This window comes from Halostagnicola bangensis (assembly GCF_054653435.1).
This window is the reverse complement of the sequence record NZ_BAAIGG010000002.1, coordinates 2,112,051-2,133,543: the sequence shown is the minus strand read 5'-3', so window position 1 is coordinate 2,133,543 and position 21,493 is coordinate 2,112,051. Positions and strand designations below refer to the sequence as shown.

Sequence of the window (21,493 nt, the reverse complement as noted above, 5' to 3'; positions counted from 1 at the left end):
AAGGTACAACCGACCCTATGAGCCGCCGCCTGCGCTCACAGCGTCCCGCGCAGATAGACCGCATCGTCGGTGATCTTCTCGATGCTTCCCGAATCGAGCGGGTGCGCCTCGTCGGTAACGGACCCCCAGCCGAGTTTCGCTTTGATCGTCTCGGTGAGGCCAGGGTCGAGAACGACGTAGCCGCGACCGTTCTCCACGTCGGCGATGCGTCCGACTGCAGTCCCGTCGGCGTTTAGTACGCGCTTTCCAGTGTCCGAGGGTTCGAGTTTCTCCCGCATAGTGTAGTTCCGGCGTTCGACTCCGTTGAATTCGATCGGCGCGACTGCCGCTTCGGTCGGCGAACGGCTGGTTTTTCGGTCGGCGTGCGTTCGTCCGACGCGCAATCGGTCGTCCACAATCGCAGGACGATGTTCGCTATCGAGTATCCACCGTTACGCAGGAACGCACATTAGATAAACCATCGAAACCGTTGTCATAGCTCACAGAATGTTACTTCCCGGAACGAGCCCGAACGGAGGCGAGACTCCGATAAGTCCACCTTGTCGCCTCGAGTCGGGCGAACAATGGGTTCTCTCCGATCGAACCGGTCTCGACGACGACCGCCGATTCCCAGCTCCGATGACCGTTTCGCACGATAAACGAGCGACTTCCGCGAATAACAGAAGGGTTATGACCGTCCTACCGTAGTATTATTCGTCTCCATATGGCATCGTCTTCGATCGCGACCGCCGTCGATGATCCCCGAGTCACCCCCCAGTTTTGTCGCTCCGTTCGGTATCCCGACGGCGACGTCGTTCTCCTCGGCGTCGTCCACGACCACCCGGCGAGCGTCGGCCGCGTCCGGACCGTCCTCGAACGGGCCGAGCCCGATATCCTCGCCCTCGAGTTGCCCTCGGCCTCCGTGGCGTTGTACCGAGCCTACGCTCGAGACGATCAGTCGCCGCCTCGGTTCGGCGGCGAGATGAGCGCGGCGATCGACGCCGTTTCGAACGCAGATATTACTGGTATCGACGCCCCGAACTGGCCGTTCTTCCGTCGCCTCGTCGCTCGACTCGTCGCCGATCGCGTCTCGCCCTCGACTGCCCGCCGCGTCGTCTCGAGCCTCGGAGGCGCGACGCGGGATGCGCTCACCTGCCGCGTCGCTGCGACACTGACAGACGTGACCTCGATGACCGTCGCCTGCGATGAACCGATCGAGTACTCCTGCGAGCACGACGACGACCCGGAAACCCAGGCCGCTCACGAGCGGGCACACGTCGCGGGCGTCCAGGCGCTTCTTGGCGGGACAACGGGGACCCCGCCGAGTTCGATCGACTACCGCGACGAGACCCGCGAACGGTGCATGATCGAGAAACTACGAGACCTCCGAGAGCGAGGGTCCGTCGTCGCCGTCGTCGGCGTGGACCACCTCGACGCGCTCGAGGCCGGATTATCGGCCTCGACGTAGGTCCTGTCCGGTGGGAGTACGCGATTCCTCGATCTCGAGAATCCGTATCGCACCTCACAAGGAGATCTTGTCCTCACGAAAGTAGATATTACCGGGGCTCACAGCGAGTCAGGCGGGCTCACAGCGAGTCAGGCGGTGGTAGAATGCTATCGATGAATCGACGACACGCAGTTCCAGCAGTACGTGAACGTCTGGTCAGACTCGTTTCGAGCGCCACAGTGGGGACACTGCATCGTGTCGCCGTCGAACTCGAGGGTTTCTTCGAGTTCCGACGGGTCGTCGAACGCTTCCCGAGCGGGATAGCGTTCGTACGGCGTCTGGGGTGACGATTTCGGACGGCCCTGATCCGGTTCCGAAAACGACGGCGACGACGCCGTGTCGTCGCTCGCTCGGCGGACGTAGAAATAATACAGTAACAGGTGGAGCAGGGCGAACAGGACCACGTAACCGGCGAGCCACCCCCAGGGGTCCATGTGTGAACATAACGCACTCCACACACTTGGCTATTCCCTGCGTTCAAGCCATGAGAGAGTCAGCGTCGGGAAACAGTTCAATCAGTTCGGGGATTCGAGATCGCGCTGGAACTCGTCGAAGACCTCGAGGTCGTCGTCCAAATCGTACTCGAGGTGGCGTTGCTCCTGTCGGTTAACGCCGGCGTCCTCGATCGGCGTGGCGACGGACTCCCAGCCGGGTTTGATTTTGACGCTTTTGGCGGGCATCCCGACGGCGATGTGGTGGGCGGGAATATCGTGCTGGACGATCCCGCGTGCGCCGACGATCGCGTTCTCGCCGACCCTGTTGCCGGCGCGGACCATCGAATCGTACGTGAGACGGACATCGTCTTCGACGATCGTGTGGAAGTTTCGAACCGCCGTCTGGTCGACGACATCGTGGTCGTGGCTGTAGACGTGAACACCGTCCGAGATCGAGACGCGGTCGCCAATCGTTAGCTTCCCTCGGTCGTCGAGGTGGGCATCGTCGTGTACGACCGTGTTGTCGCCGATCGTGATGTTGTGCCCGTACGTGAACGAGATTCCCTTGAAAAATCGGCAGTTCTCCCCACAGTCCTCGAAGAGGTGGTCCGCGAGCATCCGGCGGAACCGAAGCGCGAATTCGACGTTGTCCGCGATCGGGAGACTGTCGAACTGCCGCCAGAGCCACTGGAGGTGTTTCGACCTGCGAAACGTCTCCTCGTCCTTTTCGGCGTAGTACTCGCTCTCGAGGGTCGTGTGACACGGGTCGTAGCTCTGTAGTCGGACGCGTTCGGCCGTCGAGACCGACGCTCCGGCCTGCCATCGATCGTAGGCATCTCTGTCACCGGAAAGGTCGATTAGGACGTCTTCGACGACGCTGCACGTATCTTCGTCGCCCGAGAGTCGGTCGTCGACCTCCGCTACGAACTCCCGCATCCCCGCCTCTGCCTTCTCGGGAAGCGAGACGTACCGCTTTGTCATATAGACGTATTACTCACGGGGAGGTCATAGGGGTTCGGTTGTCCGATCGACTTGCCGGACCTCCGCGTTCCTGTCAGCGCAAAATATTTTTTTGAGGTCGGTACAGCCTCAAGAAAACACGAGCGATGCGAGACGAGCAACCACGAACGCACACAGGACACCAGCGATCAAAACTACCGTAATAACCATCAGGAATCCGATGACGGTTCCCAGAACAACACCCACCATTCCCAGCGGACCGGGAAGAGCCACCGCCCCGGACTGGAGGAGGAACACACCGACGACCGCTACGATGACGGCGATCGACGCGAGGACCCAATGTCTCTTTCGAGAGCGGAACTCGTCCATACGCGCATCTAGTAGACAATTACCGTAAGGGGTTCGATCTCCCCGTGGACGGCGCGTCCGATCGCGGCGTTGACGGTACGGCCGCCTTGAGACACCACCGTATGGCGGGTGGGTTCCCACCGAATGGGCACGTTCCGTACACCCTAAGTCCCCTCGCTCCGAACGATCGCATATGCATTATAGCGAACTCGGCGACTCCGGCCTCGAGGTCAGCGAGGTCGGCTTCGGCGCGTGGGTCGTCGGCACCGACTGGTGGGGCGACCGTTCCGAGGAAGACGCGATCGAGATGGTCCGGTACGCCGTCGAGCAGGGCGTCACGTACATCGACACGGGCGACGTCTACGGCCACGGACGGAGCGAGGAACTCATCGGCGAGGCGCTCGCCGACGTGCGCGAGGACGTGACCCTCGCCACGAAGGTCGGCTACGACTTCTATAACAACCCCCAGGCGGGCCACGGCGAGCTTCCCAAGGAGATGGATCCGGAGTACCTCCGCGAGGCCGTCGAGAAGAGCCTCGAGCGCCTCGAGATTGAGACGATCGACGTGCTCCAGCTCCACAACGCGGACGCCTCCGAAATCACGCCCGACGTACTCGAACTGCTCGACGAACTCGAGGAGGAAGGAAAGATCGACGCGACCGGGCTCGCGCTCGGCCCCTCGATCGGCTGGCTCGCGGAGGGCGACCTCGCCATCGAGGAGGAGTTCGACTCCGTCCAGCTGGTCTGGAACATGCTCGAGCAGGAGGTCGGCAACCACTTCCTCGAGACGATCGAACGGACGGGCTCTTCGACGAGTCTCATCCCCCGCGTCCCTCACTCCTCGGGTATCCTCAACGAGCAGGTCACCCCCGAGACGGAACTCGGCGAGGGCGACCACCGCGGCTTCCGTCCCGACGAGTGGTACGAGACGGGCTGGGAGAAACTCGAGGCGCTCCGGTTCCTAGAGCGGGCGGAGTCGGACTCTACGAATAGCTCGAGCGTGCAGGGGTCGCGAGAGCACGCGGACGCCGCGGCGGGAGAACGCACGATGGGGCAGGCCTCGATCGCGTGGCTCCTCTCACACGACGCCGTCGCGACTGTGACACCAACCTTCCGCACGAAGGCGGACATCGACGAGTGGGCGGCCGCAAGCGACGTCCCCAAACTTACCGACGAGGAGATGGCCCGCGTCGAGGAGCTGTACGAGAACGACTTCAATATCGACCGCGACGACGGCATGGACTCGCTTCGCTCGTCGGTCGATGGCGCGGATATCGAATCGGCGGGACTCGACAAGCTGGCCGCCGACTGATAGGGTCGTTCGTAACTATTTTCAGCCAGCCTCAGCGGAGAACGAGTTTCGCCGAACGAAACCGGCGACTGAGTATCTATGTCGGGAGAGAATTACGACGACCCTATGAAGCCTCAGTGAGCGGGTTCGATCCCTAAGCGCGCCACCGGACTGGACCCCGTTTTAACACGATTTACTTCCTCGAGAAAGCGACCGTTAGTCGGCCACCGATTCGTTTATCAGCCGACGCGCTACCATGGAAGAGTATGACAGGATACGACGAGGCGATCCGATGGGCTTGATACGACACCTAGAGCGCGTCGGATCGTTCACGAGCACGTACTTCGTCGTCTGGATCCTGCTCGGCTCGGCGCTTGCGCTGTACTCGCCGTCGACGTTTACGCCCCTGGGAGACTACATTTCGGTGTTTCTGGGCGTCATCATGCTCGGGATGGGACTGACTCTCACTCCGGCAGATTTTCGACGAATTCTCGAGCGGCCTCGAGACGTGTTCATCGGTGCGGCGGCCCAGTGGGTGTTCATGCCGGTGTTCGCCTATTTGCTCGTCGTCTTGCTTGGTCTGCCGTGGGAGATCGGAGTCGGGTTGATTTTGCTCGGTGCCGCGCCGGGTGGAACGGCCTCGAACGTGATGACCTACCTCGGCCGCGGCGACGTCGCGCTCTCGGTGACGATCACGTCGGTGACGACGCTCGCCGCGCCGCTTGTGATGCCGGCGTGGGTCGTATTGCTCGCGGGAGAATCGGTTACCGTCACCTTCGGCGCGATGGCCGAGGAGATCGTCCTTATCGTGTTGATCCCGGTCATTGCCGGGTTAGGCCTGCGAATCGTACTCGACAGGTACGCACCGACAGTCGCGGAGGCAGGCCTCTCCGTGTTCCCCGCGATTAGCGTGCTCGCCATCGTCCTCATCGTCGGCGCGATCGTCGGCCTCAACGTCGAGGAGATCCTCGCCGCGAGCGCGGTCGTCTTCCTCGCGGTGATCGTCCACAACGCGCTCGGGCTCAGTGCCGGTTACGGCGCTGGCTATCTGACCGGGATGAGCACGGACCGAGCGCGCGCCTGCGCGTTCGAGGTCGGTCTGCAAAACAGCGGGCTCGCTGTCGCGCTCGCGGTGGCGTTTTTCGACCCGATCGCCGCACTGATCCCGGCCCTGTTCAGCGTCTGGCACAACATCTCCGGACCCGCCCTCGCGACGGTTTTCACGCGGCGAGACGACGTGTCGATCACGGAATCCGACGCGACGTCGACTGCAGACTGAATCGGGACCCATCGTCCTCGCCCACCGTCAAGATCGCGCCCCCATCGTCGTAACTATCACTATTCTTGATAGGTCCGCGTCCGAATCCCCTTAATCACACTTAATTCCCTTGAGGATACGCTTTTCACGCCGGTCGTTGTGCCACCTGGTATCATGACCGAGATCACGTACGTCCAGAAGGCGTGTGCCTACGTGACGCGCGACACGGGTGAGTTACTGGTGTTCGACGGACCGGGACACGACGGTCTACAGATTCCGAAGGGTACCCTCGAGCAGGAAGAAACCCCTCGAGAGGCGCTGTTCAGGGAAGTTATGGAGGAGAGCGGACTCGGAACGCTCGGCGCGACCCGCCACCTCACGACCGACGTCTGGACGCGACGAGAGTCCCCGCCCAAGCGCTACGTGCGCCACTTCTTTCACGCGACCGTCCACGAACCGCGCGACGCGTGGACGCACACGGTGACGGACGGGGGCGGAGAACACGGCGCCGAGTTCGACCTCTACTGGGTTGACCCGGCAACGGACCGCGAGTTCGCGCTCGACCTCGACGACTACGCGCACCTTCTCCCGTCGGCCGACCTCCCCGGCGAGCCGGTCGAACGTGTCGGCGATATCGCGGCGGCCTCGGACTGAACTCGAGTCGACAGCGACGCCTCGCTTGCGCTACTTCGAAAGCGCCCGTTCGACGGCTCCCGCGACGCTTCGGGCCTTCTCCGCTAACTCCGTCGAAACGATGTCATCTGCGACGGCCGCCTCGAGTTCGGCTTCGTCGACGATTTCGACTTCTCCGTCGGGCGCCCGAATGACATCGACGTAGAGATCGACGTACCGAACCGTCTCGGGGAAGAGTTCGACCGGCGTACAGACGTTGACGTAGGTTCCCTTCGTCGAGCCGTCGTCGGCTTTGTACGTCGTCGGATACCACCAGCGACCCTCCCGGAACTTCGTGACGGCCGTGTCGCCGTCCTCCTTCGGCGTTCCCAGCGCGTCGTAACTGCCGCCCCCGCGCATGCTCCGCTCGAGCGTGAGCTTCCCGTCTGGTTCCCAGTCGGTTACGTCGCCGTAACCGAGCGAGATCAGCCGCCCGTCTGGTTTGCCGTGTCCGATCTCGATCCGGTCGCCCGAGTCGGGGCCGAACTGTTTGGCAACGGCATCGAAGGGGAACGCGCCGTCCGCGCCTTGGCTCGGATCCGCCCGCGAATGCCAGTCCGAGTTCGAGTCCGAACTCGAATCAACCGTGAGCGAGCCACGGACGGCTTCGGCAAAGTCCACGGCCGAACTCGCCGCTCTGGTTGCGGCCTTGGTCCGGTGATGACCCGGCATCGTCGTCTCGACCGTGCGTCGGGCTTCGTCGAGCGCAAACCGCGATCGGCGGCCGAACCAGAGCCAGATCGTGGTCTCCGTCGCGACGAGTTGTGACGGCTCGTCCGGCTCCGGAGGGGCGTCTGCGAGTTCGCTCTCGAGCGCCTCAGCTCGCTCGGCGATCGCCGCCAGCGCGTCGCCCATTGCCTCGAGGTCCGCGTCGGCGGCCGTGTGGTGCCAGCGGAGTCCCCAGCCGTCGGGAACGTCCGTCGAAAGCAGGTCCGTCATGCCGACGAGTTCGTTGGCACGCTCGCCCGAAAGCGCGGCCGAGACGCCGGTTCGATCCTGAGAGAGCGTACAGAGGCCGCTCCGGACTTCGAGCGTCGGGACGACGCGAGGCCGGTCGTCGGCCCACGGCGGCGTCGACTCGCGAACCTGCACGCGATACCGATCGCCCGAGTCGACGTAGCCGTCCGCATCGTCGTAGTTGAGATAGCCGCGACGGCCCTCACCGAGGTCGACGACCGCGCCGCTTCCGCCCGAGGCCTCGAGCACTTCGGCGTCGAAAACGGCCCCGTCGGAAACCTCGCTCTCCCAGCGGAAGGCGTCGATAGCGACGGACTCGAGTTCGTTCGCGACGGTTTCGACGGCCTCCGGCGGGCCGGAGACCCCGACACCCTGCCTGTCTCGAGTGGTGTCGACGGTGACGGCCGCGGGAGCGACTTCGAACTCATCGTCGAAGCGCTCGCGAATCGGTTCGGAGGCCTGCACGACCTCGAGGTCGGCCTCTCGGAGCAGATGTGTGACGGCGGTCGTGTAGATTCCGCGGACGCGAGCCGTCGTCATCTCTCGCCCTCCATCGTTCCGTTCTGGGCCGTTCTCGTATTCCGCCCGCTCATCGGAGGGTGTCGCGATCCGGTGCGAATCTGACCCGGCCGTTGATCGTCGGCCCGAGAGTCAGTTCGACGTGTTCGTCCTCGAGAATCCGCCCGCCCTCGACGTAGACGCCCCAGCTGTCGAATCGGAGCCAGCCGCGCATCTCGTCGGCGTGAGTCATCAGATCCAGGTACTCGACGGCGTGTTCGGGGTGCTCCTCGCTCGAGTGGGCCATGTCCATATCGGAGTAGATCGTTTCGTGCTCGTCAAAAAACGCCTCGAGGGCGTGAGCGTCGTCCTCGACGGCCTCGACGACAGCCGTCGACGCCTCGCGGAGATCCTCGGTCTCGAGGCCGACGTCCCGAAGCGCGCGTTGGGTTCGCTGATCGAAGTGCATGCGTCTCCATACGAACAGGAGACCTTTGTGAATTCCGTGTTTGAACGAGGTGCGGCCGAATCCCCGTCTTTCCGTGCGCCCAAGCCACGCCCCACCGGACTAAAACCACAGCCTCACCGTCGCCCAAGCCACACGCCAAATCCCCGCGTCTCACTGCGAGTCCGAGCCTGCGGCGGAAACGTCTTTCCGAGCGGGCGGTGATTCGGGTGATATGCCACGTCGACGCGATCCGATCGAACGGGCCGCAGACGACTCGAGGGATTTACAGGAGGTATCGACCTGGGAGCCGCGCTCGTTGCTCGACCGGTTCGCCTACGGCGTCTACACCGCACTCAGCTACGGATTTCCCGCCATCGTCTTACTGGTCGCGCTGGCGATCACGGCGTCGATCCTGTTGTCTCCAGCCATCATCGTCGCCGAGCAACCGCTCGTGAGCGTCTTCTTCCTGCTGTCGGTCGTCCCCGCCGCGTTGCTCGCGGCGTACATCTGGTACGCGGATATCACGACGAGAGAACCCCTCGGTCTGCTCGTCGCGACGTTCGTGCTGGTAATCCTGTTTGCACCCTTCGCCGCGGTTATCAACACAGTCGGCGGCGAGTTCATCAATAGGGCGACCGTCCTCGGCAGTCTTCTCTTTTTCTTCCTGATCGTCGGGCCCGTCGAGGAAGCCGTCAAACTACTCGCCGTCCGCGTCTACGCCTATCGAAGCGACAGTTTCGACGCGGTGATCGACGGCGCGGTGTACGGTGCCGTCGCGGGACTTGGCTTTGCCTCCATCGAGAACGCAATCTACATCGGGGGCTACCTGACCGATCTCGAGTCGGGGACCGGACTGTTCGTCGCCGCAACCGAAATCGCGACGACTCGAGCGCTGGCCGGTCCCGGCCACGTTATCTACTCCGCCATCGCGGGATTTTACCTCGGGCTGGCGAAGTTCAATCCGCAGAACGCGGGTCCGCTAGTCGTCAAAGGACTGCTGGTCGCCGCGTTCGTCCACGGATTGTACAACTCCACCGTACAGTTCGTTCCGGCGATAGCCGCCGAGTTGTTGGCAATCGGGCCCGACGCCGCCTTCGTCGGCTTCGTCGTCGCGTTCAACGCCATCTTCGGCTACTACCTCTACCGAAAAATCGCCCACTACCGGCGGACGTACCGCGATGTTCGAGAAGACATCGCCGATCGGGACCTCACGCCGGAACGGACGGAGTTCGAACCGGCTCAGCGATAGCGAGTGCTGTTCTATCGATTCCGTTATGACTCGAGCGGGTCCTCCAACGCCGCTTCGATTGTGTCGTCTCCGGAGAGCACCTCGAAGGTACGGCCCTCGGTGCGTTCCGCGGTGAGTGCGGCGACCAGCGTCTGGGCTACGTCTTCCCGCGGAACGTCGCCGTCAGTCCGCTCGAGTTCGGCACTCGTCCGAATACGACCGGTTCCGTTCTCGTTGGTGAGTTCACCGGGGCGAACGATGGTGTACGTCAGGTCGCTCTCTCGGAGCCGCTCGTCGGCTTCAGCCTTCGCGTTTAGATAGTCTCGGAGCGCCTCGGGGGCCTCCTCCGGCGTGTCAGCGCTAATGGAACTGAGCATGACGAACCGCTCGACGCCCTGATCCTCGGCGGCTTCCATGAGGGTTATCGCGCCGTCGCGGTCGACGTCCCAGACGGCGTCGCCGCCGGATCCGGCGGCGAACACGACGGCGTCACAGCCCTCCACGGCGTGGGAGACCTCCTCCGTCAGGTCCGCAACAACGGGCTCAGCGCCGAGATCCTCTATAGCTTCGACCTGATCCTCGCTCCTGATCATACCTCGCACGTCGTGGTCGCTTTCGGCCAAAATGCTCGTGACGTGCTGTCCGACCTGTCCGTGGGCTCCCGCGACGAGTACGTGCATATACTGCTCTCCGAGATCGCCACTGGAATAGCTTTTTGATGACGACAGTTACCTACCAGTTTGCCAGTTTGTCCATCCGACGACGATAGTTTCGCTTCCCACGCTCCTACTCGAGGTGTGACTCGAGCAACCGTTCGACGTACTTCGCGAGGACGTCGACCTCGAGGTGGACCGGATCGCCGGGCGATTTCTCGGAGAGGGCGGTCTCGTCGTACGTCGTCGGGATAATCGCGACCGTCACGTTCCCGTCTTCGGTTAGCTCTGCGACCGTGAGGCTGATTCCGTCGAGGGTAATCGACCCCTTCTCGACGACGTAGCGGTCGTAGCCCTCGGGGAGGGCGAACTCGAAGTACCAGTCCTCGCCGACGGATTCGACGGCCTCAACGGTCGCCACGGCGTCGACGTGACCCTGCACGACGTGGCCATCGAAACGTCCGTCGGCGGGCATCGCCCGCTCGAGGTTAACGACATCGCCCTCATCAAGTTCGCCGAGATAGGTGCGGTCAACCGTCTCGCTCGCCAGAAAGACTTCGAACCACGACCGGTCCTCGAAACGTTCGACCGTGAGACAGGCCCCGCTGACGCTGATGCTCTGGCCGTGCTCGAGCCCCGTAGCGACCGTATCGGCCGCGATTCGGAACCGAAGCCCGTCCTCGGTCTGCTCGCGCGAGACGATTTCGCCGGTCTCCTCGACGATTCCCGTGAACATGATCTACTCTCGCCCGAAGATGGCAGGCGACGAGCCAAAGCCGTTCCGGGTTGACCGACGTCGGCGTCTTTTTGGGGCTGTCGTTCGTAGCCCGACCCAATGGCCGGCATCATCGACACGTTCAAGCTCGCGGGCGTGCTCATCCTCGCGATTCCCGCCGCCCTCGCGGGACTCGAGTTCCTCTTCGTTCGGGGTGACCCGTTCGTCGGCGGGACGTTACTCGTTCTCTCGGCCGGGTTGGTTCTCATCCAGCGTCGGCTCACGATGCCCTCCGACGTTCCCTCCGCGGTCGCCAAACGCGTCGCCGGGTCGGTCACGAGCGAGCCCGATCCCGAGCACGAGGAGTCGGCCGAGAGAGACTGAGTCGGCGAACTCAGCGGTGTATCGGTGGCCGGGAAACCTCGTTACGACAACTCTGTGAGAATCTCCGCTTCGAACATCTCGAGTGCACGCTCTCGATCGTCGCCGCCGAGTCCGACGATAACGTGATCGACGCCCATTCGCTCGAGATCCCGAAAGTACTCACGGAACCACTCGGGCTCGGCGCACATTCCCTGATGGATCGGCGTGGGTTCGGCACCCGATTCATCGGCAAATTCGACGCCCATCGCCATGGAGAACGGCTTCTCGCCCGCCTGCTCGCGCCAATCGGTAAGAAAGCTCTCGAGAGTCGACTCCGGGAGATGATAGAACAGCCAGCCGTCGCCGTTCTCCGCGATCCACTCGAGATCCTGGCGAGCGTGACCCGTCGGGAGCAACGGAAGCGTCTCGGTAGTCGGCTTCGGGACGAGTTCGAGTTCGCCCGAAAGCGTTCCCCACCGGCTCTCGAGTTCGGGTGCCGGTTCGGACCAGACAGTTCGGAGAACCTCGATAGCGTCCCGAAAAAGGGCACCGCGACTCGAGGGGTCGACGTTGAAAGCGGGAAACTCCGGATCCCTGTCACCGGTCGCGACGCCGAGGACGAGTCGGCCGTCCGAGAGCCGATCGATACTCGCCGCCGCCTTGGCGACGTGGAGCGGATGGCGAAGTGAGAGGACGATACTGGCCGTTCCCAGGGCAATTTCGTCGGTGTGGGCGGCGATGTGTGAGAGCCAGGTCCACGGATCGAACGTCTGTCCGGCGTCGCCGAATTTCGGCCAGTACGTCGGCACGTCGCGACACCAGAGCGCGTCGAAGCCCAGCGACTCGGCTCGGCGGGCGAGGCGCATCTCTTCGGCGACGTTCGGCCTCGAGCGGCTCGAGTCCGTGAGCGGAAAGCTCAGCCCGAACGAGAGTCCCTCGTCCTCAAACAGTCGCCGGTAACCCGCGTTTTCGTATCCAGGCATTCGGTTACCGGAAGTAGTGCTCTGCGTCGTATATCTTCTCTGGCGTTGGATCTGCCGTAAATACGGAGCAACGACTTCGAACGAACGCAAAGCCCGTCGACACCGACGAGCGACTGCGGGACAGCGTTCAACAACAAAAAGGAAAGAGAAAACCGCAAAACTGCGGGCTCGGAACCTCGAGTCGGTTCCGATCAGTCGTCAGCGGGTGCGGCGCCGGTTCCTTCCGCCTGGTCTTTCGTCCAGGAGAGTTTGCCACCAGCCGCGAGGATGTCGCGTTCGCGCTGGGAAGCGTCGAGCGTCGCCGTGACTTCGTAATCGTCGTTGATGCGGACGGAGAACTCCTCCTGTCCGTTCGCGACTGCGTCGTAGACGTCGTCGATGACTTCGATCTCGTCGCCCTGATCGATGTTCTCGTAGGTTTCCTCGTCGATCGTCAGCGGGACGATACCGAAGTTAAAGAGGTTCGCGCGGTGGATCCGTGCGAAGCTCTGTGCGAGGACGCCCTCGATGCCGAGGTACATCGGACAGAGGGCTGCGTGTTCGCGCGAGGAGCCCTGACCGTAGTTCTCGCCGGCGACGAGGAAGCCGCCGTCGGCGTCGAGTGCGCGTTCCGCGAAGGTCTCGTCGACGCGGCTAAGCGTGAACTCCGAGAGCTTCGGGACGTTCGACCGGTACATCAGGATGTCCTGGGTCGCAGGGATGATGTGGTCGGTCGTGATGTTGTCTTCCATCTTCAGGAGCGCTTCACCGGAGATGTCCGAATCGAGCTGGTCTCGGATCGGGACGTCGCCGATGTTCGGACCTTTGATGAGTTCGTCGTCGACCGCCTCGTCGGGTGCGATGAGGTCGGTCTTGGAGCCGTCGTACTCGTCTGGGAGCTCGACGCCCGGTGCCTCGAGATCGTCGAGTTCGTCCTCGAGGTCCCGTGGGTCGACGATTTCGCCAGCGATCGCGGCAGCGGCGGCGACTTCCGGCGAGCAGAGGAAGACGTTGTCGTCTTCGATACCGGAGCGACCCTCGAAGTTGCGGTTGAAGGTTCGCATGGAGACCGAATCGGAGGCCGGCACGTGGCCGATCCCGATACAGGCACCGCAGGTCGCCTCGGAGAAGTTGACGCCGGCGGCCATCATCTCGGCAACCCAGCCCTGACGGGCGAGCATCTCTGAGGCCTGCTTGGAACCGGGTGCGACGATCGTTTCGGTTTCCATCGAGACCTCGCGGCCTTCGAGCATCTTGGCGACGGGGAGGATGTCCTCGTAGCCACCGTTGGTACAAGAGCCGACGATAACCTGTTCGACGTCTTGACCCGCGACTTCGCTGACGGGGACGACCTTGTCGGGCATCGAGGGCTGGGCGACCAGCGGCTCGAGGTCCGAAAGGTCGACGACGATCTCGTCGTCGTACTCAGCGTCGTCGTCGGGCTGTAGCTCGACGTACTCCTCTTCGCGGCCGAGCCGTTCGAGGTAGTCCTCGGTCTGGTGGTCGGTCGGGAAGATCGACGTCGTCGCGCCGAGTTCCGTTCCCATGTTGGTGATCGTCATCCGCTCTGGGGCGGTGAGCGTCTCGACGCCAGGGCCGGTGTACTCGAGAATCTTGCCGACGCCACCTTTGACGGTGAGACGACGGAGCATCTCGAGGATGACGTCCTTTGCGGTCGCCCACTCTGGAAGCTCGCCTTCGAGGCGAACGTTGACGACTTCGGGCATCTCGACGTAGTATGGTGCACCGCCCATCGCGACGGTGATGTCGATTCCACCCGCGCCGATCGCGAGCTGGCCGAGCCCGCCGGGCGTCGGGGTGTGGCTGTCGGAACCGAGCAGCGTCTTGCCGGGCGCTGCGAAGTTCTCGCGGTGAACGTTGTGACAGATACCGTTTCCGGGTCGGGAGAAATGAGCGCCGAATGTACCGGCCGCAGAACGCAGGAAGCGGTGATCGTCCGTATTCTTAAAGTCGAACTGGTACGTCTGGTGGTCGCAGTACTGGGCGGCGATTTCGGTCTGGACTTCGTCCAGTCCCATCGCTTCGAACTGCAGCCAGACCATCGTACCGGTCGTGTCCTGTGTAAGTACCTGATCGATCTCGATGCCGATCTCCTCGCCAGTTTCGAGTTCGCCCTCGACGAGGTGATCCTCGAGAATCTTTTCGGTGAGAGTCTGTCCCATAGCGTCCGAATCTCGGCTTTCCGTCCTGATAAATCCAGCGTGTTTCCGTCCGGGTCGACCATGCTAGTTCCTGAAAAATCGGTATCAATGGCGCAAATGTTGCGCCGGAAGTACACGGATGTACACACTCGAAATCGGCAGGCCTACGTGAATAGTGAACATACCAATATCAGGAGAACAGGTCCGGTAGTACCGTGAGAATGTGACACCACCGCGAATCGGACGGAACGCGATACGTTTTTCCCGGTTCCGATCCGTTTTCGAGGATATGTTCCGTTCCGGTGCCTTCGTCGCCGACTACGTTTCGCCGGCGACCGACGAGCAGATTCAACCTAACGGTGTCGATCTCACCCTCGAGATCGTCTTCGAGCAACTCGAGCCAGGCCGTATCACGAAAGATGGAAAGTCCGTCGGCGAGCGCGTCGCCCGACCCCTCGAGGAACTCGAGGAGAAGATGCCCCAGACGTATTACCTCCCGGAGGGGGCCTACGTGGCTCGCTACGGCGAACAGATCGAGATTCCGGAGGGCCACGTCGGGTTCGTCTATCCGCGCTCCTCGCTCATGCGCAACTCCTGCATGCTCAATACGGCCGTCTGGGACGCCGGCTACGAGGGCCGCGGCGAAGGGCTGTTGCAGGTCCACCACGACATCGAAATCCAGCGTGGTGCCCGGATCGCCCAGCTCGTTCTAGTCAAAGCCGATCACGAGGACTTCTACGACGGGAGTTATCAGGGCGAGAACCTCGAGGGGTAGCGAGGCACAGTCTCAAGGGGGGATTTTACGTGCCGTTCGATCTCTCCAGTTGCTCAGTTTTTCACATTCATATCCCAATATTTCACGGGTGATACGAACGGGTGAGACGACGTTCCGACAGACACGCAGGATCAAGCCGCATGCTGTGTGCAATCCGGAAGAGGGAACTATCGGCGTGAACGCCGACTTTATCACTCGTGTGTATCTCAATTACTGATTGGATGATTTTCAGACTCTATCAGTAAACCGCTTCTTGCGTCTATTCTTGTAATCCAGATTCCAATATCGTAATATGATAAGCCGATTCCAGTTGTATGAATTTTTAATCGCAAAGTCAATTTTTACTGCACACATCTGCTATTTGCCGATTTTGCTACCCTTGGAACCAGTGCATCTCGGCAGTTAGTCACCACAAAATAGATCCTAATCATAGAGTAGACTTATTAGCGATGGGAATGAGATTGAACTATGAAACGAAGAGAATTACTAATCCTAGCTAACTCGCCATTAATTGGAGGATGCATCTCTTCGGATACCGGTACACAGCTTGGAGGTGTTCGAGTGGAAAATTTTCATGATGAGGAGATAAATGTCGAGGTTCGGATAGATGAGGACGAAAGGCACTGTCTAGTTTAGAACCTCCTCAACCGGCGTTCGTCCATCGAGCGATTGATGCGGTCTCTGGTGGTTGTAATAATGCACAAAATGTTCAATCCATTTGCGAGCGCTCCGCCGACTGCCCACCCACGAGTTATGGAAACGGTCAACGCGCATTTTGAATGTGTGAAACCACTTTTCGATGAGGTTTCGGTCGGTGTAGTCAACCCGACCGTTTAGTCCTAATCGAGCAAGGGCAGTCCGATAGCCAAACTGATCGACGAGAAACACCGTCTCGGAGAGATCATGTTTCTCGCGGAGTCTATGCAGGAACGCAGCCGCCGGATCGGTGCCGTGGCGACCGAACAACTGAGCATCGAGAATCAACTTTGTATCGAGGTCTATTGCAGCGTACAACCAAGACCATTCGCCGTTAATTTTGACAGCAGTCTCATCAACCGCGACCCGCGATGGCTTCGCCACCGGCGGGTCTGGTACGCTGTCAGCCAGCTGATGTACCCAGTTCCAGATTGCTTGATGAGAGCGTTCAACGCCTATCAAGCGAAGAATTGCTTGTGTTTCTCGAAGCGAACAACCGGTCGCGTGGAGCCGGACGGCGAACACCCTGACGGGCGTCGCCGTCCGCTCACGCTCCCAAACTTCATCAAATTCCGCCGCGTAGGACTCGCTGAGCAGGTCTGCGAGCTTCATGCCAAAGTAACTCTACGGCCTGCTCGCTTCTCAAACTGGGCTAACTAGACACTGCCGGACGAAACGACGATTCAGCAAACAACAATCACGATATCATCCGCTTCAGACTCACCTTCAACTCAAATCGTCGACTGTGAATGGAATACTGGAGCAGAACACGAATATATTGTTGCGGCGAGAACTGGCGAGTCGGAAGAGTGGAGCAATATCGTTCTCAGTGCTGATTCTAGTGAGACCAGTTGTCAATGGGTCGCAGTGCAACTTGAATCAGACTCTCCTTATCTAATTGAACGGGATTGTGAGAACTATCCTGAAAACCCCTGTGATATTGTTGATTAATAACATATGAAGTGAAGGGTGCTGGTGGATGAAATCTTACTAAATAACCAGCCAACCGTCAAATGGGCGCCGTTCAGATTAGAGTTTGAAGGAACGGGATAATGGAATTCGTGGTTCCTATGCTCGAATTCAGCAATCTCACCAGTTCTGGCAGCGAAGTTCAATTAGATTTTGTGGAGCGCAAGGCGACACCGCGCGAGCTGATGCGATTGAGTATCCAGCTCCATCTGTTCGGATTATCACTTTCGGATACTGTGTCTGCATTAGAAGGGGTCGGTGTCGAATGGGTGAGATCAACTGTTCACAATTGGGGATTCAGAAAGCTGACCTACAAGCCGACAGACGGAAACAACCGGATCACATCGCACTTGACGAAACCGGATCCAGCTTGATAATCAGCTCTACTGGCTGTACGCTGCCGTCGATCCCGAAATCAGCGAATTTCTCCATGTTGAGCACTATCCAACACGAACAATCGCTCTCAGCCCAATATTCTCTCACTGAACTCCGGGAGAAGCATGACGTCAGTGACGCCGTGTTTTTCGTCGATTCAGCAACGTGGCTCCGGCATTGACTTCGAATTTCTTATAGTCGGCTCACCACATCTTGACTCAATTGAACAGGTCTGGAAAGGACTCAAACGCGATGCCCACCAATTTCCGAACCTCAATTCCACGGCCAAGTTCTCTGAGCAGGTTGGCGAGTTGCATAAGCGGTTCTCGGCACTACCTGCTTGTTCCTCAGACCCTCATCTATGCAGGATCAAACAAAGTGGTTGGCATATATAAGTAGGAATTTAAGTATTATCTCTCATTCTTGAAGTTAATCTTTCCTATATTAATGGGTTTATAATAATTCGCATACGATATATCCTATGGTGTCTGAGAAACGATCCATGAATCGACGCAATGTATTAGCAAGCCTTGGGATCTCCAGTCTCAGTTTTGTCAGTGCAGTTGGAGCGTCTCAAGAAGAAAACAACTCTGATGAATATGCGCCCCTTTGCGGTGGAAGTGGGTCCTCAACAACATTGAATTCAGACTCAGAATCGATCGTTCGTGATGCTCATGATGGTCAGTATAGGCTAGAATCAACCCTTCATGCTTCGGAATATAATTCCTGGGCAGATGAGAATTACTGTGACTTTACTCATCGGATCCATTTCGGAGCTACAGGAAATGCGTTTGTTTGGGACGGAGAAGACTATCTTGAGAGGAATTCTGTTGCATCAAACGAGTTATCAATTGATGCCAGTGGAAACATAGTCAGTACCAGCCAACAGGATCATAATGAAGCAATAGGTGGGTACGAAGCTTTTGAGGAAGAGCCGAGTGACGTTGACGAAAATTTCGTTCAGACTGCTGTTTCTGGTGCAGTCAGTGCTGGAACGGCGTTAGCCTTTTCCAATCCAGCTAGCACTATTGCTGCTTCTATGGCCTTCACCTATCTTACAGAACGAAGTGCGGATGAGAACAACCACTCTTACGAACTAATTTGGGATTGGATCAACAACGTTGGGGATGCTGGCGAGGGTACCACAGACAGTTGTGTGTATGCAAGAATGGACGTGACTACCAGAGATGGCAACAGTGCTGAGATTGATGCAAGCGCATCAGCAACCGATATCGGTAGTTCTTCGGCTATTTCGACTACTAACTTTACAGTATCTGCACCGACATGTTCAAACGCGTATTCGTTGAATCAACAATCGCTTAGTGAGGAGGGACTTATCCGTGTTACTGATGATATTATAACAGACGATCAGAAGGATATTCTATTGAGTGAAGAGCCGAAAGAGATCCTTGACGACACTGGTTCGTTGCTAATTAAGCGCGATACTACCGTTGGAAGAGCAATCCAGGGGTTAAATACCCACCAGTGTTGAATTGTGGATAATTTCTTAGGTCGATCCCGAGGGGGTAGACATCGTCTCGTAGTTACCGATCAGGACGAAATCGACGACGAACCGTATCCAGGCTATGAAAAACCACCACACTGAGCACGGACTCGAAAACAAGATCGTCCCTAACGTTATCAGCATCAACGACGTTCAGCCACACGATGACCGACTCACCCGCCGATCGTGTTCGTCCCGTCGGAATCAACCACGTCGCCCTCGAGGTGGGCGACATCGACGCCGCCCTCGAGTTTTACGGCGACCTCTTCGAGTTCGAACTGCGCGGTCGAGGCGACACGAGCGCCTTTATCGACATGGGCGACCAGTTCATCGCGTTATCAGAACACGAGACGCCGAACGAAGACGAACATCGCCACTTCGGACTGGTGGTCGACGACGCCGAAGCCCTCGAGCGGCGACTCGAGGAGTTCGATGTCGACGTGCTCGACACGCGCGGGCTCGACTTCCGAGATCCGTGGGGTAATCGCGTGCAGGTCGTCGATTACGAGGAGATCCAGTTCACGAAAGCCGAATCAGTTCGGGAGGGGATGAGAATCGACCACCTCGAGAAGACCGAGGGGGCGCTCGAGGAGTTAGCCGAGAAGGGACTGGTACCCGAGAACTCGGCGAGTGATAGCTAGCTAACCGCGATTCGCCTACAGTTTTCCCCTCCGGTCCCGTAGGCACGGATATGATGGCGACGACGCACGTGTTCGCTGGGCTCGCAGTCGTCGCGCCGGTCGCCTACGCCGTTCCCGAACTCGCGGTTCCGCTCGCGGTCGGGGCCATCTGCGGCGGACTCGTCCCCGACTTCGACCTCGTTCTCGAGCACCGGCGAACGCTTCACGCGCCCGTACTGGGGAGCGTCGCCGCGGTCGGCTTCGTCGCCCTCGCTCTGCTCGCTCCCACGGCCGCGACCGCCGCACTCGCCGCGTTCGCCGTCGCCGCGTGGCTCCACGCGATGAGCGACGCGCTGGGCGGCGGCCCCGAGATGGACCCGTGGAACGATCGCAGCGATCGGGCAGTGTACGACCACGTCCGTGCTCGGTGGATCCGTCCGCGGCGGTGGATCAGATACGACGGCGCGCCGGAAGACGCCGCTCTCGCGATCGCACTCGCGGTGCCGGGCCTGCTCGTCTTCGAGGGATGGATCAGTGCCGTCATCGTCGGCGGACTGGTGCTCTCAGTGGGGTACGCGGCGGTTCGCCGACGGATCGTGGAGTGGACGCCCGAGTGGCTCGAGTAGGTCGAGTAGAACACCGCTCAAGTGACTCGAGGAGGAGCCCGGTCGAATAGCGGCTCGAACAAGAGTTTTTACGCAAAAAGGAGGCCAGCGAACCCATGGTGAACAGCTGCCTGAACTGCGGGAAACCGTTGGGAAGCCGGACGACGCTCTGTCATGACTGTGAATCCGCGGACGAGAAACCGACACCGCCAGAGGGGATCGACGACTCGGTCGTCGACCGCCTCGAGCGGTACTTCATCATCGCCTCGACGAGGTGTTCGAGCTGCGGCGATATTCACGGCACCGTCCCCGTCGACGGCGACACCTACACCGCGGCGGACTTCGAAATCGACTCGCGCGCAGAGTGGTCGGACAGACTCGACGAGGAAGAGGCGTGGATGCGAGAGAACCGAACCACAGTCGAGGCCGCGTTGGTCGAACTCGAGGACGACTGGCCGCATTCGGTTGCAGCGTTGCGAAGTCACGTACTCTGAACGAGCGGTCAATCAGCATCGTTAGTCGCTGTCAGTGTCGAACCTCGAGTCCCGACGGTCATCACCGTGAAGGTAGATCGGCGGAACGCGGTGGACCACCCGGAGCACCGTTCCCTCGAGCGAGGTGACGATCGTCCGGTAGCCGATGATCGTAAAGCCAGCGACGATGACCGCGAACCCGGCGACGGCCAGTCCCGAGAGCTGTTCGCCCAGGAAGAGCCAGCCACCGAGCGTCGCGAAGACCGGACTGGCGTAGAAGGTGAGACTCGAGCGGATCGCGCCGACCTCGTCGATGAGTTCGAAGTAGGCGATGTAGGCGATTGCACCGGCGAAGACGCTCACGTAGACGAGCGCGACGATCGCACCGGTCGTCCACTCGATTGCGCCGACGGACTCGCCGGCACCGAAGCTCATCGCGTGGAGCATCAGCGCGCTCACCGGGAGCGCCCAGGCGGTCCGGACGGTACTCGAGGTCGTCACGTCGGCGCGTCGAATCAGGACGGCACCGAGCGCGCCGCTGATCGCGCCGAAGAGGACGATCGCGGTGCCGCCGTTTGCGGCTCCGAGGAGGTTTCCCGGCTCGATGCCGATCACCATCGCGACGCCGACCAGTCCGACGGCGGTGCCGACAGCACCCGTCGCCGTCAGGCGCTCGTCGGTAAGCAACACGCTGGCGAGCAACGGCGAGAAGATCGGAACGAGGCTGAAGACGATCGAACCGACCGCGCTCGTGACGTAACCCTGACCGACGAACAGGAGCCCGTTCGCCAGTCCGATGGCGAAGACGCCGGCGGCGAGGATGCCGGCGATATCGCCTCGAGTTGTAGGGACAAGATCCTCGCGAGGCGTCGTCAAGACGGCGTAGCCGATCAGCAGGACCGCAGCGATGTCGAAGCGAAGCGCGACGAACAAAAGCGGTGGGATAAACTCCTGCCCGGCTCTGGCCGCGACGAAGGTCCCGCCGAAGAAGACGCTCGCGAGGGCGAATAGAACGAGGGTTCGGACTCGAGACACGTTAGT

At 60.4% G+C, this 21,493-nt stretch carries 23 protein-coding genes and 1 pseudogene; 12 read left to right on the top strand and 12 right to left on the bottom strand.

Annotated elements, in window-relative coordinates; genetic code table 11:
* Positions 1–35: 35 nt before the first annotated feature.
* The gene (locus ACYQ14_RS12360; RefSeq protein ID WP_283836369.1) at positions 36–278 is read right to left on the bottom strand and encodes a PRC-barrel domain containing protein; all 243 of its coding nucleotides are present in this window, start codon (positions 276–278) and stop codon (positions 36–38) included.
* A 425-nt stretch (positions 279–703) separates the two neighbouring features.
* On the opposite strand from ACYQ14_RS12360, the gene ACYQ14_RS12355 reads away from it, so the two are divergent.
* Entirely contained in the window at positions 704–1,447 is a 744-nt protein-coding gene (locus ACYQ14_RS12355; RefSeq protein ID WP_459888645.1) for a hypothetical protein, read from the top strand.
* A 146-nt stretch (positions 1,448–1,593) separates the two neighbouring features.
* Here the strand turns inward: ACYQ14_RS12355 and ACYQ14_RS12350 are convergent, their stop codons facing one another.
* The 3 genes from ACYQ14_RS12350 to ACYQ14_RS12340 all read right to left on the bottom strand — a co-directional run bounded on the left by ACYQ14_RS12350 (position 1,594) and on the right by ACYQ14_RS12340 (position 3,249).
* The gene (locus ACYQ14_RS12350) at positions 1,594–1,920 is read right to left on the bottom strand and encodes a DUF7577 domain-containing protein (RefSeq protein ID WP_459888643.1); all 327 of its coding nucleotides are present in this window, start codon (positions 1,918–1,920) and stop codon (positions 1,594–1,596) included.
* 81 nt (positions 1,921–2,001) lie between these two features.
* Positions 2,002–2,901, bottom strand: a complete 900-nt coding sequence (locus ACYQ14_RS12345; RefSeq protein WP_459888641.1) for an acyltransferase — start codon at positions 2,899–2,901, stop codon at positions 2,002–2,004.
* A 108-nt stretch (positions 2,902–3,009) separates the two neighbouring features.
* The gene (locus ACYQ14_RS12340; protein WP_283835984.1) at positions 3,010–3,249 is read right to left on the bottom strand and encodes a hypothetical protein; all 240 of its coding nucleotides are present in this window, start codon (positions 3,247–3,249) and stop codon (positions 3,010–3,012) included.
* A gap of 172 nt (positions 3,250–3,421) precedes the next feature.
* Between ACYQ14_RS12340 and ACYQ14_RS12335 the strand changes: the two genes are divergently transcribed.
* The 3 genes from ACYQ14_RS12335 to ACYQ14_RS12325 all read left to right on the top strand — a co-directional run bounded on the left by ACYQ14_RS12335 (position 3,422) and on the right by ACYQ14_RS12325 (position 6,431).
* On the top strand, positions 3,422–4,540 hold the full coding sequence (locus ACYQ14_RS12335; RefSeq protein WP_459888638.1) for an aldo/keto reductase: 1,119 nt from the start codon (positions 3,422–3,424) through the stop codon (positions 4,538–4,540).
* A gap of 271 nt (positions 4,541–4,811) precedes the next feature.
* Positions 4,812–5,798, top strand: coding sequence for a bile acid:sodium symporter family protein (locus ACYQ14_RS12330; protein WP_459888636.1), 987 nt, complete (start codon positions 4,812–4,814; stop codon positions 5,796–5,798).
* Positions 5,799–5,951: 153 nt separating this feature from the next.
* Entirely contained in the window at positions 5,952–6,431 is a 480-nt protein-coding gene (locus tag ACYQ14_RS12325) for an NUDIX hydrolase (protein ID WP_459888634.1), read from the top strand.
* 30 nt (positions 6,432–6,461) lie between these two features.
* On the opposite strand, the gene ACYQ14_RS12320 is transcribed toward ACYQ14_RS12325, so the two are convergent.
* Together ACYQ14_RS12320 and ACYQ14_RS12315 are read right to left on the bottom strand one after the other, a co-directional pair.
* Positions 6,462–7,946 (bottom strand): ribonuclease FAU-1 family protein, encoded by a 1,485-nt coding sequence (locus tag ACYQ14_RS12320; RefSeq protein WP_459888632.1) that lies wholly within the window; start codon positions 7,944–7,946, stop codon positions 6,462–6,464.
* A 49-nt stretch (positions 7,947–7,995) separates the two neighbouring features.
* Positions 7,996–8,373 (bottom strand): DUF7532 family protein, encoded by a 378-nt coding sequence (locus ACYQ14_RS12315; protein WP_459888630.1) that lies wholly within the window; start codon positions 8,371–8,373, stop codon positions 7,996–7,998.
* Between the two features lie 211 nt (positions 8,374–8,584).
* Here ACYQ14_RS12315 and ACYQ14_RS12310 point away from each other — a divergent pair, with 211 nt between their 5' ends.
* Positions 8,585–9,601, top strand: a complete 1,017-nt coding sequence (locus ACYQ14_RS12310; RefSeq protein WP_459888628.1) for a PrsW family intramembrane metalloprotease — start codon at positions 8,585–8,587, stop codon at positions 9,599–9,601.
* Between the two features lie 23 nt (positions 9,602–9,624).
* Here the strand turns inward: ACYQ14_RS12310 and ACYQ14_RS12305 are convergent, their stop codons facing one another.
* Positions 9,625–10,260, bottom strand: coding sequence for an SDR family oxidoreductase (locus tag ACYQ14_RS12305; protein ID WP_459888626.1), 636 nt, complete (start codon positions 10,258–10,260; stop codon positions 9,625–9,627).
* Positions 10,261–10,366: 106 nt separating this feature from the next.
* Positions 10,367–10,969 carry a riboflavin synthase gene (locus ACYQ14_RS12300; protein ID WP_459888625.1) on the bottom strand — a complete coding sequence of 201 codons (603 nt, stop codon included), beginning with the start codon at positions 10,967–10,969 and terminating at the stop codon, positions 10,367–10,369.
* A 99-nt stretch (positions 10,970–11,068) separates the two neighbouring features.
* Between ACYQ14_RS12300 and ACYQ14_RS12295 the strand changes: the two genes are divergently transcribed.
* Complete coding sequence (locus tag ACYQ14_RS12295) at positions 11,069–11,332, top strand: DUF7533 family protein (protein ID WP_459888623.1); 264 nt, start codon at positions 11,069–11,071, stop codon at positions 11,330–11,332.
* 41 nt (positions 11,333–11,373) lie between these two features.
* Here the strand turns inward: ACYQ14_RS12295 and ACYQ14_RS12290 are convergent, their stop codons facing one another.
* Together ACYQ14_RS12290 and ACYQ14_RS12285 are read right to left on the bottom strand one after the other, a co-directional pair.
* On the bottom strand, positions 11,374–12,294 hold the full coding sequence (locus ACYQ14_RS12290) for a TIGR03571 family LLM class oxidoreductase (RefSeq protein WP_459888621.1): 921 nt from the start codon (positions 12,292–12,294) through the stop codon (positions 11,374–11,376).
* A 191-nt stretch (positions 12,295–12,485) separates the two neighbouring features.
* The gene (locus ACYQ14_RS12285) at positions 12,486–14,456 is read right to left on the bottom strand and encodes an aconitate hydratase (RefSeq protein WP_459888620.1); all 1,971 of its coding nucleotides are present in this window, start codon (positions 14,454–14,456) and stop codon (positions 12,486–12,488) included.
* A 268-nt stretch (positions 14,457–14,724) separates the two neighbouring features.
* Here ACYQ14_RS12285 and ACYQ14_RS12280 point away from each other — a divergent pair, with 268 nt between their 5' ends.
* On the top strand, positions 14,725–15,210 hold the full coding sequence (locus ACYQ14_RS12280; protein ID WP_459888618.1) for a deoxyuridine 5'-triphosphate nucleotidohydrolase: 486 nt from the start codon (positions 14,725–14,727) through the stop codon (positions 15,208–15,210).
* Positions 15,211–15,837: 627 nt separating this feature from the next.
* Here the strand turns inward: ACYQ14_RS12280 and ACYQ14_RS12275 are convergent.
* Complete coding sequence (locus tag ACYQ14_RS12275; RefSeq protein ID WP_459888616.1) at positions 15,838–16,518, bottom strand: IS6 family transposase; 681 nt, start codon at positions 16,516–16,518, stop codon at positions 15,838–15,840.
* A 458-nt stretch (positions 16,519–16,976) separates the two neighbouring features.
* Here ACYQ14_RS12275 and ACYQ14_RS12270 point away from each other — a divergent pair.
* The 5 genes and pseudogenes from ACYQ14_RS12270 (at position 16,977) to ACYQ14_RS12250 (ending at position 20,473) form a co-directional block, all read left to right on the top strand.
* A pseudogene (locus tag ACYQ14_RS12270) lies at positions 16,977–17,645 on the top strand (transposase domain-containing protein).
* A gap of 107 nt (positions 17,646–17,752) precedes the next feature.
* On the top strand, positions 17,753–18,742 hold the full coding sequence (locus ACYQ14_RS12265; RefSeq protein WP_459888615.1) for a hypothetical protein: 990 nt from the start codon (positions 17,753–17,755) through the stop codon (positions 18,740–18,742).
* 176 nt (positions 18,743–18,918) lie between these two features.
* Positions 18,919–19,395, top strand: coding sequence for a VOC family protein (locus ACYQ14_RS12260; RefSeq protein WP_459888613.1), 477 nt, complete (start codon positions 18,919–18,921; stop codon positions 19,393–19,395).
* Positions 19,396–19,445: 50 nt separating this feature from the next.
* Positions 19,446–20,000 carry a metal-dependent hydrolase gene (locus tag ACYQ14_RS12255; protein ID WP_459888611.1) on the top strand — a complete coding sequence of 185 codons (555 nt, stop codon included), beginning with the start codon at positions 19,446–19,448 and terminating at the stop codon, positions 19,998–20,000.
* A gap of 95 nt (positions 20,001–20,095) precedes the next feature.
* Positions 20,096–20,473: a hypothetical protein gene (locus ACYQ14_RS12250; protein ID WP_459888610.1), complete on the top strand. Its 378-nt coding sequence runs from the start codon at positions 20,096–20,098 to the stop codon at positions 20,471–20,473.
* A gap of 21 nt (positions 20,474–20,494) precedes the next feature.
* Here ACYQ14_RS12250 and ACYQ14_RS12245 read toward each other — a convergent pair whose 3' ends face one another.
* Positions 20,495–21,487, bottom strand: coding sequence for a DMT family transporter (locus ACYQ14_RS12245; protein ID WP_459888608.1), 993 nt, complete (start codon positions 21,485–21,487; stop codon positions 20,495–20,497).
* Positions 21,488–21,493: the final 6 nt, after the last annotated feature.

Bases quoted from the DNA above. Each gene is read 5' to 3' on its own strand.
- ACYQ14_RS12265 (WP_459888615.1), top strand. From the start codon at position 17,753: ATGAATCGACGCAATGTATTAGCAAGCCTTGGGATCTCCAGTCTCAGT.
- ACYQ14_RS12345 (WP_459888641.1), bottom strand. From the start codon at position 2,901: ATGACAAAGCGGTACGTCTCGCTTCCCGAGAAGGCAGAGGCGGGGATG.
- ACYQ14_RS12305 (WP_459888626.1), bottom strand. From the start codon at position 10,260: ATGCACGTACTCGTCGCGGGAGCCCACGGACAGGTCGGACAGCACGTC.
- ACYQ14_RS12280 (WP_459888618.1), top strand. From the start codon at position 14,725: ATGTTCCGTTCCGGTGCCTTCGTCGCCGACTACGTTTCGCCGGCGACC.
- ACYQ14_RS12300 (WP_459888625.1), bottom strand. From the start codon at position 10,969: ATGTTCACGGGAATCGTCGAGGAGACCGGCGAAATCGTCTCGCGCGAG.
- ACYQ14_RS12325 (WP_459888634.1), top strand. From the start codon at position 5,952: ATGACCGAGATCACGTACGTCCAGAAGGCGTGTGCCTACGTGACGCGC.
- ACYQ14_RS12310 (WP_459888628.1), top strand. From the start codon at position 8,585: ATGCCACGTCGACGCGATCCGATCGAACGGGCCGCAGACGACTCGAGG.
- ACYQ14_RS12315 (WP_459888630.1), bottom strand. From the start codon at position 8,373: ATGCACTTCGATCAGCGAACCCAACGCGCGCTTCGGGACGTCGGCCTC.
- ACYQ14_RS12340 (WP_283835984.1), bottom strand. From the start codon at position 3,249: ATGGACGAGTTCCGCTCTCGAAAGAGACATTGGGTCCTCGCGTCGATC.
- ACYQ14_RS12250 (WP_459888610.1), top strand. From the start codon at position 20,096: ATGGTGAACAGCTGCCTGAACTGCGGGAAACCGTTGGGAAGCCGGACG.
- ACYQ14_RS12260 (WP_459888613.1), top strand. From the start codon at position 18,919: ATGACCGACTCACCCGCCGATCGTGTTCGTCCCGTCGGAATCAACCAC.
- ACYQ14_RS12330 (WP_459888636.1), top strand. From the start codon at position 4,812: ATGGGCTTGATACGACACCTAGAGCGCGTCGGATCGTTCACGAGCACG.
- ACYQ14_RS12275 (WP_459888616.1), bottom strand. From the start codon at position 16,518: ATGAAGCTCGCAGACCTGCTCAGCGAGTCCTACGCGGCGGAATTTGAT.
- ACYQ14_RS12355 (WP_459888645.1), top strand. From the start codon at position 704: ATGGCATCGTCTTCGATCGCGACCGCCGTCGATGATCCCCGAGTCACC.
- ACYQ14_RS12285 (WP_459888620.1), bottom strand. From the start codon at position 14,456: ATGGGACAGACTCTCACCGAAAAGATTCTCGAGGATCACCTCGTCGAG.
- ACYQ14_RS12335 (WP_459888638.1), top strand. From the start codon at position 3,422: ATGCATTATAGCGAACTCGGCGACTCCGGCCTCGAGGTCAGCGAGGTC.
- ACYQ14_RS12360 (WP_283836369.1), bottom strand. From the start codon at position 278: ATGCGGGAGAAACTCGAACCCTCGGACACTGGAAAGCGCGTACTAAAC.
- ACYQ14_RS12350 (WP_459888643.1), bottom strand. From the start codon at position 1,920: ATGGACCCCTGGGGGTGGCTCGCCGGTTACGTGGTCCTGTTCGCCCTG.
- ACYQ14_RS12290 (WP_459888621.1), bottom strand. From the start codon at position 12,294: ATGCCTGGATACGAAAACGCGGGTTACCGGCGACTGTTTGAGGACGAG.
- ACYQ14_RS12295 (WP_459888623.1), top strand. From the start codon at position 11,069: ATGGCCGGCATCATCGACACGTTCAAGCTCGCGGGCGTGCTCATCCTC.
- ACYQ14_RS12320 (WP_459888632.1), bottom strand. From the start codon at position 7,946: ATGACGACGGCTCGCGTCCGCGGAATCTACACGACCGCCGTCACACAT.
- ACYQ14_RS12255 (WP_459888611.1), top strand. From the start codon at position 19,446: ATGATGGCGACGACGCACGTGTTCGCTGGGCTCGCAGTCGTCGCGCCG.